Genomic DNA, 16,955 nt, shown 5'->3' with positions numbered 1-16,955 from the left:
TAAAGATAGCGCCTTAGAACGAATATCTTAAATCAAAATTTTCAATGAGCGAAAGCTCAGTTACTTAAAACGTATCATTGCTAACTCTTCACCCATAACTCATTACTAAAAATTAGTTCTCCAACGGCTCTTGCTTCTGCGCATATTTCAGCTTGAACTTATTGTATAGCATTTTATGCTTGTTATTCAAGTCTATATCACGACCTTGGATAAAAGCTTTGCGTACCTCATTGGTTCTCATGTCCAAGAGATCGCCATCTGCTAAAAGCAATGTTGCTTCTTTTCCTTGCTCAAGTGTTCCTACCTGTCCTGAGATTCCTAAAATCTCTGCCATATTAGCGGTCACCAACTTCAATGCTTCTTCCTTATTCAAGCCATAAGTCGCTGCTGTTCCTGCAAAGAATGGGAGATTACGGGCACTCGTCACTCCTTCATAACTCAAACCTACCAATAGCCCTGCCTCTTTCAACATAAATGGCAAACGGTAAGGCAGATCAACATCCTCATCTACATGATGTGGCAAACGGTGAACATTTGCCAGAATAACCGGTATATTAAAGTCCTTCAAGAAATCTTTCACATACCACGCTTCTTCACCTCCTACCAATACAATACGCTTCACGCCATGCTTTTTTGCCAATTGTACTCCTTTCAGAATACCCTTTGCATAGCTCGCATGCAGATACAATGTCTTAGAACCATCAAACAAACCTTTCAAGGCTTCCATTTTCAGGTTATTCTCCAAGGCATTCTCATGATAAGCCGCTGCATCTCTGATTGTTTCTTCAATCAGGTCTACCGTTTTATCATAATTCTTGTTAGGTCTACCGGCATTCTCTGCCATCCACCATCTTGGAGGCAAGAACTGTCTTGGCCAGTTGAGGTGTACTCCATCATCTTCACGAATTAATGCATCTTCCCAGTTCCATGCATCCATCTGTACGATAGAAGATGTTCCTGAAAAAATTCCTCCATGAGGAGTGACCTGAGCAGTCAAAATACCATTTGAGCGCAATGTTGGAATAACATGTGAATCCGTATTGTAGGCAATAACCCCTCTTACTTCCGGATTAATACGTCCTACCTCACGATCATCTCTGGATGCCGCTACCTGTCCGATCTCCTGTAAACCTAGATCTGTGGCAGGAAGAATCAACCCTGGATATACGTGCTTTTCAGCTCCCTCAATTACCTTATAATTATCATTGGCAGGAACTCCTTCTACCGTTCCTACATAGGTAATCTTACCCCCTTCAAAAGTAATGGCGCCATTCTCAATCACTTGTCCATTTCCCAAGTGAAGTGTAGCCCCTTTTATCAAGACAGCCTGCTGTTGGGGAACAGCCGGAACGGGTACCTGCGCATTTGCCTGTACCCCGAGGGTCAAGCATAAAAATGCTGATACGATATATTTAATCAATTTCATGAAATATTTCTTTTGATCTATTTAAATCTGATTCCTTAATACACGGATATGAGCATCATATCCGTACAGCCTCGCCATTGGCGCGGCCCTACAGATCATCACAATGGAAATGATGACGCATCATTGGAGATGCCTTACGCGTTTTGGCTCCTCCTTTTTTCGCATCTTTCATTTCTTGTGTCAAACGTGCTTTTTCTGCTTTCATTTGGGCACGCATCTTTTGATCCTCTTCGATATCAAAATAAACGACACCATCAATTATCGTTTTCTCCGCCTTCGCGTAAATTGATAATGGATTTGCAGACCATAGTACTAAATCGGCATCCTTACCCACCTTAATACTTCCCATATGGTCATCCAAATGCAACAACTTGGCAGGATTTAAGGTAACCATCTTCCATGCTTCCTCTTCCGACATACCACCGTACTTCACCGTTTTGGCAGCTTCCTGATTCAATCTTCTCGCCATCTCCGCATCGTCAGAGTTGATCGCTGTCGTTACACCTTGCTCCGTCATTAATGCAGCGTTATAAGGAATCGCCTCATATACCTCAAACTTATAAGCCCACCAATCAGCAAATGTAGAAGCTCCTACACCGTGCTCTTTCATTTTATCTGCCACCTTGTATCCTTCAAGAATATGTGTGAAAGTATTGACACGGAAGTCAAAATCCTCTGCCACTTTCATCAACATATTGATCTCAGACTGTACATAAGAGTGACATGAGATGAAGCGCTTGTTGGTCATGATCTCTACCAATGCCTCTAACTGCAAATCTCTTCTTGGAGCAACTGTATTTTTCTTTTCTTTCTTACTTAGTGCATTGTATGCCGCCCACTCTTCTGCATAAGCTTTAGCTCTTGTAAAGCCATCACGGTAAACTTGCTCAACACCCATACGTGTTCTAGGGTAACGAATAGAACTCGCCCAAGACGAACGTTTCACGTTTTCACCCAATGCAAACTTGATGAAGCCGTCAGCCCCTTCAATCAACATTTCGTCGGCGGTCTTACCCCAACGTAACTTGATCAATGCAGACTGTCCTCCTACAGGGTTTGCTGATCCATGCAACAACTGGGCTGCCGTTACACCTCCTGACAACTGACGATAGATATTAACATCATCAGGATCAACGGCATCTTCCATACGTACCATAGAAGACATTACTGCTACGTCATTCACCGCTGAAAGTGCAATATGAGAGTGCTCATCAATAATTCCTGATGTCAGATGTTTTCCGGTAGCATCTACATAAACAGCTCCTTCTGCTGATAACCCTTTCCCTACCTGTACAATTTTCCCATCCTTCACCATTACATCCGTATCTTCCAGAATACCTTCTGCTTCGTTAGTCCATACCGTGGCATGTTGGAAAATCGTTGTTTGTGCCTCTTTCTTTACTGTTTGTCCGTAAGCGTTAAAAGGATAGATGACCTCACCTAATGCTAAAGTCTCTTCCTCTTCTTTCTTATCCTCTTTCTTGTCGTCTTTTTTCTCTCCGGCAAGCATTGCCTCCCACTTTATCCAGTTTCCGGCAACATCCTGTCCTTCTCCTTTAAATCCTTTCTCTGTTACCCAACCTGACAGACGAACCCATTTTGCTTCTTTGGTAGTGTCCTGTGCAAAGTTCAAGGTGATCAGCTCTTCTTTCAAGCTTCCTTTTGTTTTAAGGTCTGTGCTATCATTGATCTGGAACTGGAATGTTGGTTTTTCCGGTGTTCCTCCCAATACCATAGCGTAGTTTTCTTCACCTACCGTTACCTTATAGGTACCCGCATAATCATGACTTACCAATGGGCTTAGTTCATAGTTATGTCCTTGGACCCAGTTCTGGTGAATCGTACTTCCTTCCTCAAAGATATTTCCTGAAGCAATCAAGAAGTTGGCTACATTGCCTTTATTCAGACTACCCAACTGATCTTCTGCACGTAGTAGCTTTGATGGCGTATACGTCAATCCTTTTAATGCTGCAGTCTCTGAAAGACCATATTTTACTGCCTTGCGTACATTCTCTAGCAATAGCTCCGGCTTCTTCAAGTCTGCTGATGTAATCGCAAACTCAATTCCTGCTTTTTCCAACATTCCCAAGTTAGCTGGAGAAAGCTCCCAGTCTTTCATTTGTGCATACGACACATGGATCGCATCATAAGGGTCTGTTACATCATACGCTTCTGGATAGCTTACCGGGACAATCAGAGGAGTATTTGCCTTTTTCAGTGCTTCAATGCGCTGGTATTCTTTTCCATCCCCTTTAATGATATAGTTTACGCCAAACTCATTAGCTACCTTATCGGCACGGAATACGTTCAACAAATCTGAAGCATCGAAGAATTGAGGCAACGACTGCTGTGCAATAAATGCATCTAATGAAAGATCCTTAACTTCCTGGTTTCCTCCCGCCTGATACCATGAGGCATCCAGATACGTTTGTCTCAGCAATGCTACATATCCCATAATGGATACCGGATACATTTGTGTAGATGTTCCTTTGTCAAAAGCATAATGTGCACCGGCACGTTGCTTCAACATCACATCATTTTCTTCCTCTTCGGCCAGCGTCACAAGGGTAGAAGTACCCCTTACCACTCCATCCGCACGGAATGTTAGTACAGCACCGATCCCTGCCTTTCTCAGTTCTTCCGCCTGTTTTTTGTTTACCTTAAAAGCTTCTGAAGCGGAAAACTCTGCCTTAACCGCTTGGTTAGCATTATAAGCTCCTTCTTTTGCCGACTCGATTTGCTCTTTGGCAGACCAGAAACTTCCTCTTCCTGCTGGTTTTGGCAAACCATATTGCGTATGCAAATCGATAAAGGATGGATAAATAGATTTACCAGAAAGGTCAATCTTAATATACCCTGCAGGAATTTTCACATCATTTCCTACGGCTACGATTTTTCCTTTCTTTACGAGAAGTGTGGCGTTCTCTAGTTTAGTTTGGTAGTCTTTAAAAATTGTTGCGTTGGTAAAAGCATATGCTTCGTTACGGGAATCTGCAATTCCATTCACAGGCTTATTGACCTGTGCCATGAGTACATTTCCCATCAGCAAAAAGCATAACCCCATCAAAAAATGAGAGACGTTCTTCATAAAATAATACTGATGTATAGTAAATAATTGAATTGATAAATTGCTATTAAAACTCAATATATTAACAATTATATGCCGATCTATACTTCAACCGTAAAATTTCATAAATCCTGAAAACTCCAAAACAATACCCTTCTTAAAACTGTTTAAACCTCTCGTCAAAAAAAGAGACCCTATTTTATCCTACGACCTGAGATAAGAATCAAATTATAGTATAGTAGTTAAGATTGAAGTTGTCGTATGGTATCAGTTTATTGGTTATCGGTTATTGTTTATAAACGATAACCAATAAGCGATAAACGGTATATAATTCCGTAGACAACGACAGGATTAACCTGAAAGCCTATATTAACAGCGAGATTATAGTTAAAGAGCGATTTTATCTGTGAGATTTTCTACTTTATTTAAGGTATAACGACCGATAAAATCTGAACTCTTTGACTCGTTTCAGTGCTCCCACATGGAACTACTGTATAAGATCTCCCTCACCTCTTACCTTTTACCTCTTACCTTTTACCTTATACCTTATTAACTATTAAGGATTTTCTTCTATTTTTGCCGCATCATTCAATTAGTTATTCATCACATAGACACTAGTTACTGATCACTAGGCACTAATCAGAAGTTACAACAATGGAAGAAAGATATGCACAGAGAGGAGTTTCTGCCTCCAAAGAAGATATCCACAAAGCCATCAAGAACATCGATAAGGGTTTGTTCCCCAAGGCATTCTGTAAAATTGTACCAGATCACCTAACCGGAGACGAGGAGTACTGCAACATTATGCACGCAGACGGAGCAGGTACCAAATCATCCTTAGCATATCTATACTGGAGAGAGACCGGTGATATGTCGGTTTGGAGAGGAATTGCACAGGATGCGATTGTGATGAATACAGATGACTTGCTTTGTGTAGGTGCCACAGGAAGAACATTGCTATCTTCTACGATCGGACGTAACAAAAACCTTATCCCAGGAGAAGTCATCTCAGCTTTGATCAACGGTACAGAAGAGGTACTTCAAATGCTAAGAGACAATGGACTGGACATTATCAGTACTGGAGGGGAGACTGCTGACGTAGGTGATTTGGTAAAAACACTGATCGTAGACAGTACCGTAACCACTCGTATGAAACGTTCTGATGTAATCAGCAACGATAATATCAAAGGGGGAGACGTAATTGTTGGTTTGGCTTCTTTCGGACAAGCAACTTACGAATCAGAGTACAATGGAGGTATGGGTTCTAACGGACTGACTTCTGCCCGCCACGATGTATTTGCCAAATACCTGGCAGAGAAATACCCAGAAAGCTTTGACCATATGGTACCGAACGACTTGGTATACTCTGGTACACAAAAGCTAACAGATGCCGTGGCTGACCTTACACTAGATGCCGGTAAATTGGTACTTTCTCCAACGAGAACGTATGCACCTATCATCATCAAAGCATTAGAAAGCTACCGTGAGGTAATCAATGGTATGGTACACTGTTCTGGTGGTGCACAAACCAAAGTATTGCACTTCGTGGATAACGTTCACGTGATCAAGGACAATATGTTCGATATCCCTCCATTGTTCGAGATGATCCACAAAGAGAGTGGTACAGACTGGAAAGAAATGTACAAGGTATTCAATATGGGGCACCGTATGGAGATCTACCTTCCGGAGCAATATGCACAGGACATTATCGATATCTCTAAATCATTTGGCGTAGAGGCTAAGATCATCGGTAGAGTAGAAGAGGCAGAAGGCAAGAGCTTGACGATCAATAGTCAGTATGGTACTTTTGAGTACTAGGTTAAATCGAGTTTAATCAATAAGGAAAGTGATAACGTTCCTTATCACCGAATTGATAGATTTTAAGAAGGCACGAAGTGGCAACACTTTGTGCTTTTTTTATTATAAGTCCAATATTCTTATTGTTCCAGTAAAAGGTATGTACCAAGGTCTCTGTGTTTATTGAGGTAATTGCCTTCTTTATTCCTTCGGTAATCAATCTCAATAACTAGCTTACCCGCAAGGGAGATAGTTAATAACCCTATCTATTTCTCCCACTCTTCCCCTTTCCTCCCAATTCTCCCTTACTTTTTTTTCTATTTGTTATGCATGCATACCTTTTTTTTATATCTTTGAAAAAGAAGCTGATTTAAACTAACGTGCACTTCAGGTAAAGGTTACCTTTACTTAATCATTTAGATAATTAATAATCAACCACTTATAGTGGATGATTACTTAAAAATCACTGTTCTGAATAAATGTAAATACATTCAGGGCAACTACTAACTAATCGGATGATGACAAAAATTGACAAGGCAGAAAAGAGGAGACAGTCGATTGACTTTCGGATCAAAGGAGCGTGGCTAGCCATCTCCAAAATGTACAATGTACTGGGAACCGATTTTGATATCACACACTCCACAGGGTTTGTATTACTGAACATTGACGTAGAAGAAGGAACCCCTGCCACCAAGATCGCTCCCCTTATGGGCATGGAAGCTCGCAGTTTGACGAGAATGCTTAAAACCATGGAAGAGCAAGGGGTAATTGAGCGAGTAGCCGACGAAAATGACCGCCGAAAGGTAATCATTAAGTTGACAGAAAAAGGAAAAGTGAAACGGGAAATGTCCAAGCAAACGGTAAAGGTTTTTCAGGGCAGAGTACGAAATATCGTTTCCGAAGAAGATATGGAAACGTTCTTCAAGGTACTGGACAGTGTTCACAATGTCATTCAAGATCCTGAACATGGAATGTTGGATGAAATTAAGGAACGCCTAGCTGAAAAAGGGATTACCGAAGACAAGGTAATTCCTCCGAACCAAAGAAAACCACTGTAAGGGCGACCCTCGTGGTCGCCCCACAACACAACAGGACAACCCTCGTGGTTACTCCCAATAACAACCGAACTGCTGCTTAAGCACATAAACTGAAAACACCTTTTTGTAGGCAATTGCCAACAAAAAGAAACACATATATAAATCAATGAGTACTAGTCTCTTGTAGGCTGGTTGTAATACCCTGAGCGTTATTGTTAGCAAACAACATGAAAGTACCGGCTATTTTTTGAGTCAACCGGGAGTTCACAGTAAGAACCTAACTGCTACAACCAATAAAAGCATACAGTATGAGGCCTAACCACTCATTCATTATTTAAAATCAGATTACCAATAAATATCACGCTACAAATAGCACAAAAATGAAAAACAGAACTATCAAGAAAGTGGCCGTATTAGGTTCCGGAGTGATGGGCTCTAGAATTGCCCTTCATTTTGCGAACATTGGCGTAGAGGTCGTATTACTGGACATCGTTCCAAGAGAACTGACCGAGAAAGAACAAGCTGCCGGACTGACACTACAGGACAAAGCTGTAAGAAACCGCTTGGTGAACGACGCATTACAAACTGCAATCAAGTCGAAGCCATCACCAATCTTCACAAAAAGTGTTAGCAAGCTCGTTACTACAGGCAACTTTGAGGACAATATGTCTATGATCTCTGAGTGTGACTGGGTTATTGAGGTAGTTGTAGAGCGACTGGACATCAAGAAAATCGTATTTGAGCAAGTAGAGAAATACCGCAAGCCAGGCACCTTGATTACTTCGAATACCTCTGGTATTCCTATGAAGTTTATGGTAGACGGAAGAAGCGACGACTTCCGCAAGCACTTCTGTGGCACACACTTCTTCAACCCTCCACGTTATCTAAGACTTTTGGAGATTATTCCCGCTCCTGAAACTGATCCGGAGATTGTTGATTTCCTAATGCACTATGGAGACAAGTTCCTGGGTAAAGAAACAGTATTATGTAAAGATACTCCTGCCTTTATCGCTAACCGTATCGGAGTATACTCTATGATGTCTGCGATGAAAGTCGTAGAAGAAATGGGGCTAACGGTAGGCGAAGTAGATAAATTGACAGGTCCTGTACTAGGTAGACCTAAATCTGCGACATTCAGAACTACGGATGTAGTAGGTTTGGACACTATGGTCAATGTAGCCAACAACCTTTACGAAGGTCTTCCAGAGGATGAGTCGAGAGATGCTTTCAAGCTTACTCGTATTGTTCAGGAAGTATATGACAAAGGATGGTGGGGTGACAAGCGTAAGCAAGGTTACTACAAGAAAACCAAAGATGAGAACGGCAAGAAAGTCATTCTAGAGCTTAATCTGGAGACTATGGAATATGGTCCAAAAACCAGAGGTAAGTTCAAAGCTTTGGAAGCTTCCAAAGAGATTGAGAACCTAAAAGAGCGTCTTCCTTTCCTTCTAAACTTTGAAGATAAAGCGGGTGAGTTCTATCGTAAGACATTCTACGATGTATTCCGTTACTGCTCTAACCGTATTCCTGAGATCGCGGATGAGTTATACCGTATTGACCAAGCAGTTTGTGCTGGTTTCGGTTGGGAAATTGGACCATTTGAAACATGGGATCTTGCTGGTGTTGCTGCCACTGCAGAAAAAATGAAAGAGGCAGGAGAAACTCCAGCTCCTTGGGTAGATGAAATGATCGCTGCAGGCCATACTTCTTTCTATAAAGCAGAAAATGGTAAGCGTTACTACTACGACATCCCTACAAAATCTTATAAGGTAGTTCCAGGAACGGAAGATAAGATTCTTCTGGACAACCTACGTGCTTCTAACGTAGTATGGAGCAATGCAGGCGCAACACTATTCGATATTGGAGATGGTGTATTGAACCTGGAGTTCCATACAAAAATGAATGCCTTGGGTGCTGAGATCCTTGAAGGTATCAATACGGCTATCACGAAAGCTGAAACAGAAAACTGGAAAGGATTGGTGATCGGTAACGAGGCACAGCAATTCTCAGCAGGTGCTAACCTAGCGATGTTATTCATGTTTGCTTGTGAGCAGGAATGGGATGAAGTGAACTTCATGATCCAGACGTTCCAGAAAACAATGATGAGAGCAAGATTCTCTTCTATCCCGGTAGTTGCAGCGACTTCAGGTCTTGCATTGGGTGGTGGATGTGAGCTATCAATGCACTGTGACGCTATCCAAGCACATGCAGAAACGTATATGGGACTGGTAGAAGTAGGTGTTGGTTTGATCCCTGGTGGGGGTGGTACCAAAGAAATGGCGCTAAGAACCTCTGATAGCTATAAGAATGGTGATGTGGAGTACAACCGCCTACAAGATGCATTTATGGCTATTGCTACGGCTAAAGTGGCTACTTCTGCAGGAGAAATGAAGGAAATGGGCTTCATGAACAGTATTTCTGAAGTAACCCTAAACCGTAGCCGTGTCATTGCAGATGCGAAGCAAAAGGTACTTCAATTGGCAGATGGTTATATGCAGCCTGTTGAAAGAAAAGACATCAAGGTACAAGGACGTGCCGGTATGGCATTGTTTGAGGCTGGTGTTACAGGTATGCAGTATGGTCACTGGGCATCTGAGCACGATGCACTAATCGCCAGAAAACTGAACTATGTCATGAACGGTGGTGACCTTTCACAGCCAACAGAGGTTTCTGAATCTTACCTGTTGGATCTGGAAAGAGAAGCATTCCTTTCACTATGTGGAGAGCGCAAGACCTTAGAGCGTATCCAAAGCATCCTGTTCAAAGGCAGACCACTTCGTAACTAATGAAAAATGAGGAATTTTTAATGAAGAATATTCCTCTATACGAAGTCTATTAAAGTTTAACATTATTCTTGAATCTTATAGATGGCCCTGCCATCTCAAAAATATATTACTATGGAAGCATATATCGTTGCTGGATATAGAACAGCTGTCGGTAAGGCAAAAAAAGGAGGGTTCCGTTTTACCCGTCCGGATGACCTGGCAGCAGATGTGATCAAGCACCTAATGGCCTCTGTGCCGCAGCTTGACCCTAAAAGAATTGATGACCTGATTGTAGGTAACGCTATTCCTGAAGCAGAACAAGGAATGCAAATGGGACGTATGATCTCTCTATTGGCTTTCGGACCAGAGGTGATTGATGTTCCTGGTGTAACAGTCAACCGTTACTGTGGTTCAGGTATTGAGACTATCTCAATGGCTACTGCAAAAATTAGAGCAGGTATGGCAGACTGTATCATCGCTGGTGGTACGGAGTCTATGTCAATGGTTCCTATGATGGGATACAAGACTGCCTTGAACTATAAAATTGCTACTGAAACACCTCAATACTATTTAAGTATGGGATTGACGGCAGAAGAAGTAGCGAAAGATTATGAGATCTCTCGTGAAGAAGCTGATGCTTTTGCAGTAAGATCACATGAGAAGGCGATGGATGCGATCAAAAATGGTCGTTTCAAGGATGATATCGTTCCTATCACAGTAAAGGAAACTTACCTAAACGCAAAAGGTAAAAAAGATACCAGAGAATATATCGTTGACACGGATGAAGGACCAAGACCTTCGAGTATCGAAGGATTGGCGAGACTAAGACCAGCATTTAAAAATGGTGGTTCGGTAACAGCCGGTAACTCTTCTCAAACTTCTGATGGAGCTGCGTTTGTGATGGTGATGTCTGAGCGTATGGTAAAAGAGCTAAACCTTCAGCCAATTGCAAGAATGGTTTCTTACGCATCGGCAGGGGTAGATCCTCGCATCATGGGTATCGGACCAGTAGCAGCAATTCCAAAAGCGCTTAAGCAAGCTGGCCTGAACATCAGTGATATTGAGCAAATCGAGCTAAATGAAGCTTTTGCAGCTCAATCACTAGGGGTAATCAAGGCAATGGACTTGAACCCGGATATCATCAACGTGAACGGTGGAGCAATCGCATTGGGCCACCCATTAGGATGTACAGGTGCTAAGCTTTCTGTTCAGTTGTTCAATGAGATGAGAAGAAGAAATCAGAAATACGGTATGGTCACTGCCTGTGTAGGGGGTGGTCAAGGGGTAGCTGGTATTTACGAGCTACTATAATATCTCTTTTTGTTTGTGATATGAGATAAAGTGTTCATTCTCAAAGGCACAGGTGGTTTCATCTGTGCCTTTTTATTTTTTTAACGAGGATCTTCTTAAATTCATCGGATGAAAACTCCTCATTTTTTCCATAAGACTTGTACTTTGCATTGGAAAACCAATAGGATAATGATCCACTTTTTATGAGACTAAAATATATTATATTACTGGGACTTCTTTCTTTACTCTCTGCTTGTCAGGACTGTGATCCCCAAACTCCTCCAGATGGAAGAGTGGTTGTTCGCTTTCTGGATCCTTCTGACAATGATGACATCACCATTGACTTTGATAGCGTGTATGGCTACAGTACTACATTTCAAGGAGGTAATATTCCTAGAGATAATAACGATGCTTACCGTCTTCCTTTAAGTACAGAACAAGAGCAAATATCTTTCGTGTTTGCCATACAGGGATTACAGGATACCCTTCATTTATCTTATCAAAAGAAAGTAATCATCAATGGTCCAGATTGTGGTAACTTTGAAACATTCGGCAACCTTCAAGCGCTGATCAATGGAGATACTGACCAAGCCCAATCTATCATCAAATTTAGAGATAGTGCTATTTTTGATTCCCTTGTTATTTTTGATGAGGAAGGAAGTGTAGGCCCCGCCCTTATTAATGGAGATACAACCACCGCCAATATTCGTATTTTCATTGCCAACTGTACCGACGTATCCCCTAATCAGGAAATGGTAATTAGTTTCTTTGATCCTGTAACAGATACTCCTGTTAGTAAACTTTTTGAAAGAGTCTATCGAAAAGAATTTCCCAATAGACCTATTCTTACTTCTTTGGCTGGTGAGGTAACCTCTTTTATAGTAGAGTTAATCCCAGGCGAAGAATCTATTACCTTGGTTTTTGAAGAACGTGCTGAAAATGGTCTAATTGAAAGTCAACAAATCACTTTCACTTTTAGCTCCAATATTTCTATCATTGATGATTTTGAAGGCTGTCTACAAAACGAAGCACTGGGCAACCTACGACTAATAAGCGAAGACAGTATTGGCATCGATAGCACTGCTTTTCCTTCGGGCATCTTATTTGATTCTGCTCTCATCAATCGTTCCATTATCAACAGTAACAACACCATTCCAAATGTTAAGATATTTACTCAGCAACCTACTGCTGTTGACGATTTGTAGTACTTTCTCATGGGCACAACAAAAAGCTCCTGAGAAAGAACAGTCCTTACCTCCAATGGTCACTGCCATTGAGCCACGTCCTTTTAAGCTTAGTGGGATTCGCCTTGGTGCAGATATTATTGGGATTGGTGAAAGTCTATTTGATGACAAAGTAGAGAAGTGGTATCTCTACGGAGATATTATGCTAGACAATGCCTTATTTTTTACTCTGGAGTATGGCTTACAAGATATTACTCGTTCAGGAGAATTTACATTAACAGAAGACGATACTCGTCGCTATGTCTATCAAAGTGATGGTTTTTTCTGGAGAGGAGGAGTAGAATACAACCTTTTAGCTAAAGAAAGCACTTATAGTGGCTTATATATTGGGGCTAAATATGCCTTTGCCCAATTTGATCAATATAGTTCCTATTTATCACAAGGCAGTGACTATTGGGAAGAGCCTTCCGAACAACAAGAACTTAGGGAAGAAAATGTAAATGCACATTGGGTACAGGTCATGGCAGGTATTAAATACCGTATTTTAGGAAACTTCTATGTTGATTTAAGTACCGCTCTGGGAGTTCCTTTAAACTTTACGGATGACCTGATTACAGCGAATGATATTCCAGGATTTGGACTGAATAAGCAGAATAACTCAAAAATGATCCTACAGATGAGGCTTTTATACAAAATTCCGCTTTGGAAAACGAAGGTGGATATTACGGAGGAGCAACTATTAGAAAGATATTAATTTTTAATGAGGAATTATTAATTAATAACTCCTCATTAAAAATTGAAAATTATTCAGTTTCCTGCTTAGGCATCAATACATTAGTAACAATTTTCACTGTTTCAGTATTGTTCACTGCATTCGAATAAATCGTAATTACTTTATTCTGAAGACCTCTTTTACCACGGCTATTAAAAACCACTTTGATCTCAGATGTTTCTCCTGGCATAATGGCCTCTTTTGGCCACTGTGGAGCTGTACAACCACAAGTGGTTCTTACATTATTTAATTGCAAAGGAGCTGTACCTTCGTTCTTAAACTTAAATACGTGTGTCACTACATCACCTTGAGTAATGTCTCCAAACTCATGTTTAGTTTCTTCAAAAGTAATTTTTGGACCATCCACTTTAGCTTCTTGTCCAAAAGCGTTCACAATCAAGAGTAGGGGCAGAGCCACCAATAATAATACTTTCTTCATAATTGATACTATGGTTTAGTTCTCGAAATTAAAATAGACAAATATTATTTTTTAAGCAGTCTATTTAAATTCTCTTAACGTTTTTCCTTCTATCTAAAAGAAGACAACTGACTCATCAAAAAAGGCCAAAAACTTAAGTTCTTGGCCTCTTAATATTTAAATACGATCTCATAACTATCCAAGAGTTATGAAATAATATTACTTCTTCTCTTCTGTTTCTTTAGAGGCTGCTTCTTTTTCGTACTCAGCGTTCAAACCTTCTAACACCTCCCAAGTAATGTCTTTTACTTGTGGCATTGACCAAATAAGGGTAGAAGTTGCCTCATCATAGCCCAATACCAATGAGTAGTTATCCGCTTCGCTTACAGAATCAACATGTGCTTTTACACGGTTTTTTACTTCCATTAAGATATCAGCGTTCTCAGCCATCAAACCTTGCTCCTGAGACTGCTTCATGATTGCTAGCTCCTGCTCTTTTTTCGCCAATTCCTGCTGCTTCTTCTGGATTTGATTTTGAGACATTAAACCTGCTTGCGCACGCTTCTGGAAGTTTACGATCTCGTTCTGTAGCTTCTGAATGCGTACCTGTAGATCTTTCCCTGCCTTTTCGTATTGTGCTCTGAACTCCTTATTACGATCCTCTGCATATTTATAATGCATCGAAAGGGTATCGTTGTTGATGTAAGCAATTGATGGAGCAGATGCTGTATTTGAAACAGTGGTAGGAGTTTGCTGGTTACACGCCACTGCAGAAGCAGCGACTCCTAGTATCATTAATAACTTTTTCACTTTATCTCTTAGTTTAGTTATGTTCTATTAAAAAAATACCTAAAAAATAGACGTTCCAATGTGCAGAACAGAAACAAATATAGTTTTATCACCCAAAAAACTGAAATATTTCATGGATTTGTAGTAATAGATTTAATAATATTCATCAATATATAAGACACATTCTATATATTAAGGTAAAAGCAAGATTTACACACTTCGCACTTCTTATCAGTCATCTATTTCTTTGAATTATGCATTTTCTGTATCCTACATATTTGTATGGATTGCTCCTGATGGCAATACCTCTAATTATTCATTTCTTCAATTTTCAACGAGCGAAGAAAGTTTACTTTACAAATGTACATTTTCTCAAATCCGTTAAGGAAGTTACTAATTCCCGCAATCGACTAAAAAATATACTGATTATGCTAAGCCGAATGGCCTTCATAGGGTTATTGGTTATAGTCTTTGCCCGACCTTATATTCCTAACGAGCAAGATATTGCCATAACAGATGGAGAAAATTACGTTAGTATCTATCTGGACAACTCTTTTAGCATGGAGAATGAAACCAATGGAAGAAAGCTATTGGATGAAGGGAAAAGCTATACCGAACAAATTATATCCGTATTTCCAAGTAGTACGGTCTACCAACTTCTAGATAACGGCTTCAAAGCGCAATCTGGCTTCTTTCAGGAAAAGGCTAAGATTGAGGAGAAACTTGTAGAAATCGATTATAGCAACACCGGTAGGGCCTTGGAGGATATTTACAATAAACAATTGGAAGCCTTACGTAAAAATAGCCCTACTCAAGGCAATCAGATTTTCTGGATCTCTGATTTTCAATATGCTACTATTGGACAAATCAATCATATAGCTTTAGACACTACTAATCGTATCCACCTTCTGCCAGTGATTGCAGACAGTCCTACTAATATGTATATTGATTCTGTCTGGATGCAAGTACCTTTTGTCAAAGAAAGAGAAAACCATGTACTCCATGTACGTGTTGCTAATCATAGTATTGAGAAAAGTAACAATAAAGTCGTTAAACTTTACATAGGGGAACGACAAGTCTCTTCTGCCTCTATTTCTGTAAACGCTGGAAGTAAAAAAGATATTGAGCTCTCTTTTGCCGTAGAAAATGCAGGCAATCATCCATGCAGAGTTAGTATTGAGGACTATCCCGTTTCTTTTGATAACGACTATCACTTTGTTGTCAAAGTTGCTCCTACCATTAACATCGTACTTATAGGCTCCGAAAATATTGCTTACCTCAATAACGTCTATGACGGAGAATCCTTTTTCAAGGTCAAATCCTACACTGCTGGTAGTGTTGACTTCAGTGAGCTAAACCGTGCTGATCTTATCATTTTGGAAGGAATTGACCGCATCAATGATGCTCTTGCCACGGCACTATCTGCAGCGGCTGATCAAGGGGTGAACCTAGCTGTTTTTCCTGGAAGCAATCCCGACATCAACAGTTACACTACTGCACTAGGTATCCCTATACAGAGAAAAACATTACCTAAAGAAGTAAAAGAGGAGAGTCAGGCGAAAATTGCTGTTCCTAAATCCGAAAACCCTTTCTTTGATGGCGTCTTTGAGAAACTGCAAACACGAATGAGTATGCCCAAGGCGATGGCTGTTATTCAATGGAACGCTTTATCGGATGACCTTTTAAAACTTCAAACAGGAGATCGTTTTTTATCGGCTATCAAGGGACGTAACAATCGTACTTACCTTTTTTCTGCTCCACTCAATGGCCTGTTCAGTAACTTTGCAAAACATGCTGTATTTGTACCTGTGATGTATAAAATAGCACTTAACAGTAAAGTCAGTGATGAAAAATTAGGGCATTTCTTTAGTGATGATGTCATTCCTGTACAATTAGAAAACTTGAATAAAGGAGAAGTTTACAAGCTGGTTAAAGATCAATATGAACTTATCCCTTCTCAACAAGTAAGTAGTAATGCACTACTCTTACAGGTTCCTAAGTCAGGAATAGAAGCTGGTAATTACGAAATACAACAAGCTTCTGACGGGAAAAAAATGGGATATGTAGCACTCAACTACGATCAAAAAGAATCAGTACTAGAAAGTTATAGTAATGAAGAACTAAAAGAGCTCTTCAAATCACATAAGAATGTACAAGTCTATGACGATATCTCAACAGATCAATTCTCCCGCCTTTTCAGGGATGAGAATATAGCTAAGCCTTTATGGCGCTATTTCCTTATCGCTGCCCTTATTGCTTTGGTATTTGAAATACTTCTAATCCGCTTCTGGAAAACTAATCAGATTAGCACACCAGAGCGATCATATTCAGAAATTGAGCTATAATTTCGTTTGTTCATATTGTTTAATTGAGCTTCGCTCGTTCATAATGTTTAGTTGAATCCATTACA

General features: G+C 40.4%; 11 protein-coding genes. 7 read left to right on the top strand and 4 right to left on the bottom strand.

Annotated features, from left to right (window positions below):
* Window positions 1-112: 112 nt before the first annotated feature.
* Window positions 113-1,426: an amidohydrolase family protein gene (locus ABD985_RS07805; RefSeq protein WP_345370666.1), complete on the bottom strand. Its 1,314-nt coding sequence runs from the start codon at window positions 1,424-1,426 to the stop codon at window positions 113-115.
* Window positions 1,427-1,514: 88 nt separating this feature from the next.
* Window positions 1,515-4,514 carry an amidohydrolase family protein gene (locus tag ABD985_RS07800; protein ID WP_345370664.1) on the bottom strand — a complete coding sequence of 1,000 codons (3,000 nt, stop codon included), beginning with the start codon at window positions 4,512-4,514 and terminating at the stop codon, window positions 1,515-1,517.
* A gap of 633 nt (window positions 4,515-5,147) precedes the next feature.
* Here ABD985_RS07800 and ABD985_RS07795 point away from each other — a divergent pair.
* From ABD985_RS07795 to ABD985_RS07770, 6 genes are all read left to right on the top strand, one after another.
* Window positions 5,148-6,311 carry an AIR synthase related protein gene (locus ABD985_RS07795; RefSeq protein WP_345370662.1) on the top strand — a complete coding sequence of 388 codons (1,164 nt, stop codon included), beginning with the start codon at window positions 5,148-5,150 and terminating at the stop codon, window positions 6,309-6,311.
* A 494-nt stretch (window positions 6,312-6,805) separates the two neighbouring features.
* The gene (locus tag ABD985_RS07790; RefSeq protein ID WP_345370660.1) at window positions 6,806-7,348 is read left to right on the top strand and encodes a MarR family winged helix-turn-helix transcriptional regulator; all 543 of its coding nucleotides are present in this window, start codon (window positions 6,806-6,808) and stop codon (window positions 7,346-7,348) included.
* 359 nt (window positions 7,349-7,707) lie between these two features.
* The gene (locus tag ABD985_RS07785; protein ID WP_345370658.1) at window positions 7,708-10,113 is read left to right on the top strand and encodes a 3-hydroxyacyl-CoA dehydrogenase/enoyl-CoA hydratase family protein; all 2,406 of its coding nucleotides are present in this window, start codon (window positions 7,708-7,710) and stop codon (window positions 10,111-10,113) included.
* 111 nt (window positions 10,114-10,224) lie between these two features.
* Window positions 10,225-11,403, top strand: a complete 1,179-nt coding sequence (locus ABD985_RS07780) for an acetyl-CoA C-acyltransferase (protein ID WP_345370656.1) — start codon at window positions 10,225-10,227, stop codon at window positions 11,401-11,403.
* A 182-nt stretch (window positions 11,404-11,585) separates the two neighbouring features.
* Window positions 11,586-12,587 (top strand): hypothetical protein, encoded by a 1,002-nt coding sequence (locus ABD985_RS07775; RefSeq protein WP_345370654.1) that lies wholly within the window; start codon window positions 11,586-11,588, stop codon window positions 12,585-12,587.
* Window positions 12,541-13,320 carry a DUF6048 family protein gene (locus ABD985_RS07770; protein WP_345370653.1) on the top strand — a complete coding sequence of 260 codons (780 nt, stop codon included), beginning with the start codon at window positions 12,541-12,543 and terminating at the stop codon, window positions 13,318-13,320. The genes ABD985_RS07775 and ABD985_RS07770 overlap by 47 nt, the downstream gene beginning before the upstream one ends.
* A gap of 49 nt (window positions 13,321-13,369) precedes the next feature.
* Here ABD985_RS07770 and ABD985_RS07765 read toward each other — a convergent pair whose 3' ends face one another.
* Window positions 13,370-13,777 carry a DUF1573 domain-containing protein gene (locus tag ABD985_RS07765; protein WP_345370651.1) on the bottom strand — a complete coding sequence of 136 codons (408 nt, stop codon included), beginning with the start codon at window positions 13,775-13,777 and terminating at the stop codon, window positions 13,370-13,372.
* A gap of 198 nt (window positions 13,778-13,975) precedes the next feature.
* A complete protein-coding gene (locus tag ABD985_RS07760; RefSeq protein WP_345370650.1) occupies window positions 13,976-14,566 on the bottom strand; it encodes an OmpH/Skp family outer membrane protein in 591 nt (196 codons plus the stop codon).
* A gap of 233 nt (window positions 14,567-14,799) precedes the next feature.
* On the opposite strand from ABD985_RS07760, the gene ABD985_RS07755 reads away from it, so the two are divergent.
* On the top strand, window positions 14,800-16,890 hold the full coding sequence (locus ABD985_RS07755) for a BatA domain-containing protein (RefSeq protein WP_345370647.1): 2,091 nt from the start codon (window positions 14,800-14,802) through the stop codon (window positions 16,888-16,890).
* Window positions 16,891-16,955 lie beyond the last annotated feature (65 nt).

It is taken from the genome of Algivirga pacifica (genome assembly GCF_039543525.1).
GTDB lineage: Bacteria > Bacteroidota > Bacteroidia > Cytophagales > Flammeovirgaceae > Algivirga > Algivirga pacifica.
Note: the sequence above shows the minus strand (reverse complement) of the source record. Positions and strands in the feature narration are given on the sequence as shown.

What these genes read in the sequence shown, in the direction of transcription:
- ABD985_RS07800 (WP_345370664.1), bottom strand. Translation starts at nt 4,514, where the DNA reads ATGAAGAACGTCTCTCATTTTTTGATGGGGTTATGCTTTTTGCTGATG.
- ABD985_RS07805 (WP_345370666.1), bottom strand. Translation starts at nt 1,426, where the DNA reads ATGAAATTGATTAAATATATCGTATCAGCATTTTTATGCTTGACCCTC.
- ABD985_RS07780 (WP_345370656.1), top strand. Translation starts at nt 10,225, where the DNA reads ATGGAAGCATATATCGTTGCTGGATATAGAACAGCTGTCGGTAAGGCA.
- ABD985_RS07795 (WP_345370662.1), top strand. Translation starts at nt 5,148, where the DNA reads ATGGAAGAAAGATATGCACAGAGAGGAGTTTCTGCCTCCAAAGAAGAT.
- ABD985_RS07790 (WP_345370660.1), top strand. Translation starts at nt 6,806, where the DNA reads ATGATGACAAAAATTGACAAGGCAGAAAAGAGGAGACAGTCGATTGAC.
- ABD985_RS07755 (WP_345370647.1), top strand. Translation starts at nt 14,800, where the DNA reads ATGCATTTTCTGTATCCTACATATTTGTATGGATTGCTCCTGATGGCA.
- ABD985_RS07765 (WP_345370651.1), bottom strand. Translation starts at nt 13,777, where the DNA reads ATGAAGAAAGTATTATTATTGGTGGCTCTGCCCCTACTCTTGATTGTG.
- ABD985_RS07785 (WP_345370658.1), top strand. Translation starts at nt 7,708, where the DNA reads ATGAAAAACAGAACTATCAAGAAAGTGGCCGTATTAGGTTCCGGAGTG.
- ABD985_RS07770 (WP_345370653.1), top strand. Translation starts at nt 12,541, where the DNA reads ATGTTAAGATATTTACTCAGCAACCTACTGCTGTTGACGATTTGTAGT.
- ABD985_RS07775 (WP_345370654.1), top strand. Translation starts at nt 11,586, where the DNA reads ATGAGACTAAAATATATTATATTACTGGGACTTCTTTCTTTACTCTCT.